This is a genomic window from Haladaptatus sp. (assembly GCF_049589095.1).
GTDB lineage: Archaea > Halobacteriota > Halobacteria > Halobacteriales > Haladaptataceae > Haladaptatus.
In genome coordinates this window covers 1-5,200 of the sequence record NZ_JBAWAC010000294.1, presented here as the reverse complement: position 1 = coordinate 5,200, position 5,200 = coordinate 1, and the positions used below count along the sequence as shown (strand labels likewise).

The following is a 5,200-nucleotide window of genomic DNA, read 5'->3' as shown; positions in this document are numbered from 1 at the left end:
TACCACGGCCACTGCCATCAGAAGGCGACGAAGAAGGACGGCCACGCCGTGGCCGTCCTCCGCAACGCGGGCTACGAGGTGGACGCGCTCGACAGCGGGTGCTGTGGCATGGCGGGCAGTTTCGGCTACGAAGCCGAACACTACTCGATGAGCAAGGCGGTCGGATCGATCCTGTTCGAACAGGTCGAGGAGAGCGACGGAAACGAGGTCGTCGCGCCGGGCGCGTCCTGTCGGACGCAACTCGGCGACTGGCAGGGTGAGGAACCGCCACACCCGATCCAGAAGGTCGCCGACGCGCTCGACTAACGTCCGGAAGATCGCCGGATAGGATTAGCGGGTCGGGAAATAGCGAGAAGCGTTTTGTCGCTCGCACACATCTTCGTAACCAGCGCGGCCATGGAGATACCATCACAGCATTCACAACACAGACGGGCCGAAGAGCTTCCGCTGGTGACGGACTCGGCGACGATAGCCGAACGGAATCACCTCGACGAGAACCGTACCGACCGTGTCATCGAGCGGACCGCCGAGTTGCTTCGGGTGGACGGACACGACGACTGGGCAGACGAGGTCGAATCGGGCGACCCGGACTGGGACGAGATGATCTCGACGTTGGAGGAGGACGAGCACCAACACGAGAACTTGCTGACGGAGCTCTCGTCGCTGAAGGACAGATATCAGCGACCGTATCCATCGTTGATGAGCCTTCGCATCGAGATGGATGAGGAGTTCGATTTCGTCCCCGGTCAGTACACCACGATGCGGTACGAACACACTCCTCGCGTCTACTCCATCGCCAGTTCACCGAACGACGACGGCATCGAACTCTGTATTCGACGGGTTCCGCACGGACATCTCACGTCGAAACTGTTCGAGGACATCGAGGAAGGCGAGACGGTGACGATTCGCGGGCCGAACGGTGATTTCGTCCTCGAAGAGCCGTCCGGTCGGGATATGGCCTTCCTCGCCACCGGAACCGGCGTCGCGCCGCTTCGGAGCATGATACAGTACACGTTCGAGGAGGGACGCGACGAGTACGAGGGCGAACAACGGGACCTCTGGTTGTTCCTCGGCGCGTCGTGGAAGGACGACTTGGCGCACTTCGAGGAGTTCCGGCGACTGGACGAGGAACACGATAACTTCCACTTCATCCCGACCTGTTCGCGCGAGGAGTACCTCACGGACTGGGACGGTGAAACCGACTACGTCCAACAGACGCTCGTCAAGTACCTCGTCGATGGCGCAGAGGAGAACCTCTCGGAGGACCTCGCGGAGTACGTGACCGAACCCGCCAACGACATCGACGCCGAAATCGATCCCGACAACCTCGAAGTGTACGCCTGCGGCGTCAACGCGATGGTGTCGATGCTCGCCAGCGCGGCGAAGGACCTCGGGGTCCCCGATGACCATCTCCAGTACGAAGGGTACGGATAGTCAGAAGTTCGAGAACTTGTCCCGGCGGTAGACGTCGATTTCGCTGACGGTCGAATTTCTCATCCCCGCCGCGAACGCGATAGCGTCGGCGATCTCTTCCGGTTCGGTGACGCTACCGGGTTCGAACCGTTCCTCGAAGGACTCGCCCTCTTCGGATCCGAATTCCGTCCGGACTTCCGAGGGATTGACGACCGTGACGGCCACGCCGTCCTCGCCGACTTGTCCTTCGAGGCTGTGTGCGAACCCGCGCACCCACCACTTCGTCGCGGCGTAGACCGGATTGAACGGCCGGGGGAACCGCCCGGCGAAACTCCCGACGAAAATCAGGTTGCCGGACGACTCGCGGAGGTACGGGAGTGCGGCCCGTGTGGCGAAGAAGACGCCATCCACGTTCGTGTCCTGCATGGTTCGAAACTCCTCGGTCGAGAGATTTTCGACCTGCTGGCCCCGTGCCAGTCCGGCGTTGTTCACGAGCACGTCGAGACCGCCGAAGGCCGAAACCGTCCCCTCGACCATCGACGCGACGGCTTCCTCGTCGCGCACGTCGGTCGGACAGACCGTCGTCTCGACGCCGTACTCGGATTCTACTCCTTCCGCGATGTCGGCCAATTCCGACTCGCGCCTCGCCGCGAGCGCGACGTTCATCCCGTCGCTGGCGAGGGCGTGAGCCGTCGCCTGCCCGATTCCTGAACTCGCACCGGTTATCAGCGCCGTTCTCGTCGCTGTCGTCTCCGTCATACACCCCCGTTTCACGTCGAACGAATTCCCTCTTTCCCCAACGAACTGAGAACTGCTACCCACCCTGCCGGGACCCTGACGGTTATCTCGTCACCGCGTCTCACACCGCTCATGCTCGTACTTCGCGGTGCGGATGTCGTAGATGCAAACGGGATCAGGGAGGCGGATGTCGCCATCGAGGACGGCGAGATAGTCTCGGTGGGGGACGTATCGGACGCCGACGAGGAACTCGACGTGAGCGGGAAGTTCGTCGCTCCGGGCCTCATCGATTCGCACATCCACTCGTCGATGGACGGTCGGCCGGACGTCACGTCGGTGTTCGGCGACAGCGACATGATGCTCTCCTATCGTGCGGTATCGAACCTCCGCGATGCCCTTCGCGCGGGTGTGACGACGGTTCGTGATCTCGGTTCGCCGACGACGCTCGCGCTCGACGCCGCGGACGCGATCGAAGCCGGACTCATCGAGGGACCCCGAATCGTCGCCTGCGGCCAAAACGTCGTCATGACCGGCGGCCACGGTCACTGGCACGGGCGCGAGGCGGACGGTGAAGCGGAGGTGAAAAAGGCGGTCCGTGAGCAACTCAAGCGCGGTGCGGGCGTCGTCAAGTGCATGGCGACCGGCGGCGTTCTGACGGACGGTGCGATCACCGGTTCCCCCGAACTGGACGAAGCCGAGTTGACGACGCTGGTGGAGACGGCCGCCGCGAAACACGTGCCGACGGCGGCCCACGCGCACGGGACGGAAGGAATCAAGAACGCCGTTCGTGCCGGAATTTCGAGCATCGAACACGGGACGTTCATGGACCGCGAAGCGGCGGAGATGATGGCCGAGCGGGGGACCTACTGGGTACCGACCGCGAAGGCGTCCGCCGGTATCGTCGAAAACGGGACGGAAGCGGGTATCCCCGAATACGCGGTCGAGAAGGCCGAAGACGCCATCGACTCGGTTGCGGACGCCTTCGAGTATGCGATGGACGCTGAGGTGCCCATCGCGATGGGAACCGACGCCGGAACGCCGTTCAACTTCCACGCCGATATTCCCGAGGAACTCGAACTGATGGTCGAGTACGGTCTGTCGCCCGAGGCGGCGCTGGAGGCGGCGACGGTCAACGCGGCCGACCTCCTCGGGTTGTCGGACGTCGGACTGGTCGAGGAAGGTTATCGTGCGGACCTCGTCGTCCTCGATTCCGACCCCCGTGAGGACGAACGAACGTGGCAATCCCCGGCAAAAATCATGAGCAATGGTAGCATAGTTCGGTGACGTCCTCACGTCACAAGGTCTTTTATATCCGGCCATGGACGATAAGGTACATGAGACGGCTCCTGGCTGTCGGCCTCATCACGGTGCTGCTCGTCGCGCTGATTCCCGCTTCCGGGACAGCCCAGAGCAATGCTCCGACGACTCCGCAAAAGATTACCACTTCCCAGGAGTTCGATGATGTCGAATTTCATATTTTCGTCTATAAGAACAGTGCCGACGCTCTCTGGACATTTCGCTACGAGAAAACGTTGAATAGCAAACAGGAACGCGAACAGTTCAAGGAATTTGCAAACCAGTTCAACTCTTCTGACACCGAGATGTACAAGAGTTTCAGGGAAAACGCCGTCAACCTCACGAGGACGGCGAACAACCGAACGAAACGGAAGATGGCCGCCAGCAACTTCTCGAAGAACGCCTACATCAATCAGGAAGGGATCGACGGAGATACGACCCGCGGTGTCGTCGAGATGTCATTTACGTGGTCCTCGTTCGCGTACGGTAGCGGCAACGTCACGAACATCGGCGACGTGTTCAAGGGCGGCCTCTATCTCGGGAAAGACCAGACGCTCGTCATCAACCACGCGGACGGGATGACCTTCGAGAAAGTTCGCCCGACGAAGGGAGTGAACATGTCCGGTGACACGTTAGCGGAAAGCAGTTCCGTGTCCTGGACCGGTCCGCGGGAGTTCACCGACCAGCATCCGATGGTGAAGTTCTCCTCACCACCCCAGAGTAGCACGACGACCACGACGACCACGAACAACAGCAGCGTTCCACCCGGCGGTGGGAACCAAGGTTCTAACTCACGGTCGCCGATGATGTTGTTCGTCGCCGTCGTCCTGGTCCTCATCGGGCTGGTCGCGGTGTTCATGTGGCGGCAGGGAAGCCTCGGCTCCCTATCGTCCGGTCGAAGTACACCTGGTGGTGGCGGTGGTGGTGCTGGCGGCGGTACGGTCGCTCGCGAGTCGAACACTCCGCCTGCCGAACCCGCAGTCAGCGACGAAGAACTGCTGACCGACGAGGCACGGGTGAAGAAACTCCTCCGCGAGAACGGCGGCCGGATGAAGCAGGTCAACATCGTGGACGAGACCGGCTGGTCGAAATCCAAGGTCAGCATGCTCCTCTCGGAGATGGAGGAGGAGGGCGATATCAGCAAGCTTCGCGTCGGTCGCGAGAACATCATCAGCCTCGACGGGCACGAACCGGACGCCGCCGGGTCGCCGCTCGACCGTTGACGATCATCGATTTTTCGGTGCGAACTGTATCGGGAGCGATGCGTGTTCCCGCTTCAGAATGTGTCATACCGCGCCACGGCGCTTCCGAAACGCAACTGTTAAACAGTCCGTGCGATTACGATTGAGTACACACGCTCCGTTGGTGTAGTCCGGCCAATCATCTTGCCCTCTCACGGCAAGGACCAGGGTTCGAATCCCTGACGGAGCACTCTTTTGAGGAACGAGAGCAGGGAAGACGCGGTTTGTCTTCCCAGTGACGAGAAAGAGCGCACACGGAAGGGATTCGAGCAGCCGAGTCGCACGCCCGGAACGGCGCGGAGCGCCGCATGCCCGGACCGTCTCGGCGAGTTCGAATCCCTGACGGAGCATTTTTCGAAGACAACAACGAAAAGCGAGCGCTTTGGAGTTTGGTAAACTATCGAATTATCTTCATTCTCGGTGAGTTCGAATCCCGCTAAGCACTTCTTTCAACGTCTTCCAGCCTCAGTGTGTGTGTTTAAGAAGTAGGTTCCGCCAACCGTTTCCCGATT

Annotated in this window: 5 protein-coding genes and 1 tRNA gene; 5 read left to right on the top strand and 1 reads right to left on the bottom strand. The window is 61.1% G+C overall.

Going from position 1 to position 5,200, the window contains the following annotated elements:
* Both WBV42_RS09610 and WBV42_RS09605 read left to right on the top strand, forming a co-directional pair.
* A partial coding sequence (locus WBV42_RS09610; RefSeq protein WP_423985827.1) for a heterodisulfide reductase-related iron-sulfur binding cluster occupies positions 1-306 on the top strand: 306 nt, incomplete at its 5' end.
* Positions 307-360: 54 nt separating this feature from the next.
* Positions 361-1,434 carry a ferredoxin--NADP reductase gene (locus tag WBV42_RS09605; protein WP_423985826.1) on the top strand — a complete coding sequence of 358 codons (1,074 nt, stop codon included), beginning with the start codon at positions 361-363 and terminating at the stop codon, positions 1,432-1,434.
* On the opposite strand, the gene WBV42_RS09600 is transcribed toward WBV42_RS09605, so the two are convergent.
* Entirely contained in the window at positions 1,435-2,172 is a 738-nt protein-coding gene (locus tag WBV42_RS09600; protein WP_423985825.1) for an SDR family oxidoreductase, read from the bottom strand. It lies immediately after the preceding gene.
* A gap of 111 nt (positions 2,173-2,283) precedes the next feature.
* On the opposite strand from WBV42_RS09600, the gene WBV42_RS09595 reads away from it, so the two are divergent.
* The 3 genes from WBV42_RS09595 (at position 2,284) to WBV42_RS09585 (ending at position 4,878) form a co-directional block, all read left to right on the top strand.
* A complete protein-coding gene (locus WBV42_RS09595) occupies positions 2,284-3,435 on the top strand; it encodes an amidohydrolase family protein (RefSeq protein WP_423985824.1) in 1,152 nt (383 codons plus the stop codon).
* Between the two features lie 50 nt (positions 3,436-3,485).
* Entirely contained in the window at positions 3,486-4,670 is a 1,185-nt protein-coding gene (locus WBV42_RS09590) for a helix-turn-helix transcriptional regulator (RefSeq protein ID WP_423985823.1), read from the top strand.
* A 133-nt stretch (positions 4,671-4,803) separates the two neighbouring features.
* Positions 4,804-4,878, top strand: a tRNA-Glu gene (locus WBV42_RS09585).
* The last annotated feature ends 322 nt before the right edge of the window (positions 4,879-5,200 follow it).